Raw genomic sequence first — 2,062 nt, 5'->3', positions numbered from 1 at the left:
ATCCTAACATAAGATCAACACGACCTAGAGGTTGTTGCTTTGGGTTCCGACCGCTGGGAGCTGCGCTTGACCAACACGGGTACCACCATTCCCCTCGAAGAACAAGAACGCATTTTCGAGCAGTTTTATCCCATCCCCCACTCGGATCCCTGGCAGCAGGGGGGAACAGGCTTGGGATTGGCTCTGGCCCAAGCCATGGCCAACCACTTGGGCGGCTCTTTGCAGGTGGAAAGCACTGCCTACCAAACCACGTTTATTCTTCGCTTGCCCGCAGCAGAATCTTGTTGACGATTCGGTTTGGGCCACTTATGGTGAGATTTACCATATGGGGGGCAGGGTGAAGGTAGCGCTGTTGCAACTGAACTACATCGTCGGCGATCTGAGCGGAAATGCCGAGCGCATCCGTTCAGCGGTTGAGGCAGTGGCGGCGGCGGGAGCAGAGTTGGCCATCACCTCCGAGCTGGCGTTGCTGGGATATCCACCCCGCGATTTGTTGCTCTATCCGGCCCTGGTCGAGAGGGCAAGCCAGGTTTTGCAGCACTTGGCCAGTCGGCTACAGGCCAGCATTCCGGTAGTCGTGGGATCCGTGCAGCCCAATCCTCTGCCTGAGGGTCGGCCCCTTTACAATGCTGCTGCCTGGCTGGAGGGGGGCCAGATCCGCCATTGGTTCCAGAAGTCGCTCTTGCCCACCTACGATGTCTTCGACGAAGATCGCTATTTTGAGCCGGGATCCCAGCCCCAACCCATCGAGTACCGTGGCCGCCGCCTGGGCTTTACCATTTGTGAAGACATTTGGAACGACCGCGACTTTTGGCAGCACCGCCGCTACCACTGGGATCCGGTGGAACAGATGGCCCGCTGCGGTGCCGACCTGCTGATTAACCTCTCGGCTTCCCCCTTCAGCCTAGGCAAACAGAAGTTGCGGGTGGAGATGCTGGGATCCCTGGCCCGCAAGCACGCCCTGCCCATTCTCTATGTCAATCAAGTGGGGGGCAACGACGATCTCATCTTCGATGGGGCCAGTTGTGCCCTAGATCGCCGGGGTCGGGTTGTGGCCCAAGCCGCTGCCTTTCAGCCGGATCAGCTCATCCTGGATGTGGACGAGTTGACCCAGTCTCCCAACCCAGACCAGAATCCACCGACTACGGGATCCCGCTGGCCGACCGAGCCGGAAGCTGAGCTGTACGAGGCGTTGGTTTTGGGCACCCGCGATTACGTCAGCAAATGTGGCTTTCGCGAGGTGCTATTGGGCCTGTCGGGAGGGATCGATTCTGCCGTTACTGCTGTGATCGCCGCCGATGCCTTGGGGCCGGAGCGGGTGCTGGGGGTGCTCATGCCCTCTCCCTATTCCAGCCCTGGCAGCCTGACCGACGCCTACCAACTGGCGCAAAACCTGGGGATCCCGACCCTGAAGCTGCCGATTCAGTCCATCATGGAGAGCTACCACCAGCTTTTGGCAGAGCCCTTTGCCGGCCTCCCCCCAGACATCACGGAAGAAAACCTGCAATCTCGCATTCGCGGCACCCTCCTCATGGCCCTTTCCAACAAGTTCGGGCGGCTGCTGCTGACCACAGGCAACAAATCAGAGCTGGCAGTGGGCTACTGCACCATCTACGGGGATATGTCCGGCGGCCTGGCGGTGATTTCCGATGTGCCCAAGACCTGGGTGTACCGCTTGGCTCGCTGGATCAACCGACAGCAGGAGCGGATCCCGCTTGCTACGCTGACCAAGCCCCCCTCGGCAGAATTGCGACCCGGCCAACAAGATAGCGACAGCTTGCCCCCCTACGATTTGCTGGACAAGATCCTGCAGCGGCACATCGAGCAGCATCAATCCGGCCCGGAGTTGGTGGCTCAAGGGTTCGATCCCGACATCGTGCAGCAGGTGCTGCGGCTGGTTCAAAAAGCCGAGTTCAAGCGACACCAAGCTCCCCCTGGGCTACGCATTACCGATCGCGCCTTCGGCACCGGCTGGCGGATGCCAATCGCCAAGCGGCAGGAAGGGATCATCTAATGGAACTAGTGGGATACCCTCACCAAATTTTCGGGCTGGAGGCCCGCA

At 60.1% G+C, this 2,062-nt stretch carries 2 protein-coding genes; both read left to right on the top strand.

Annotated elements, in window-relative coordinates:
* The first annotated feature begins 39 nt into the window (after positions 1-39).
* Complete coding sequence (locus tag NW815_RS07885; protein ID WP_414390769.1) at positions 40-288, top strand: sensor histidine kinase; 249 nt, start codon at positions 40-42, stop codon at positions 286-288.
* Between the two features lie 37 nt (positions 289-325).
* Positions 326-2,014 carry an NAD+ synthase gene (locus NW815_RS07880; protein WP_414390772.1) on the top strand — a complete coding sequence of 563 codons (1,689 nt, stop codon included), beginning with the start codon at positions 326-328 and terminating at the stop codon, positions 2,012-2,014.
* Positions 2,015-2,062: the final 48 nt, after the last annotated feature.

Source organism: Synechococcus sp. R6-7 (assembly GCF_047461695.1).
Lineage (GTDB): Bacteria > Cyanobacteriota > Cyanobacteriia > Thermostichales > Thermostichaceae > Thermostichus.
The sequence above is the reverse complement of the archived record's forward strand: the minus strand, read 5'-3'. Positions and strand labels throughout refer to the sequence as shown.

Excerpts from the sequence above, each read along its gene's own strand:
- NW815_RS07880 (WP_414390772.1), top strand. The coding sequence starts at position 326 with ATGGGGGGCAGGGTGAAGGTAGCGCTGTTGCAACTGAACTACATCGTC.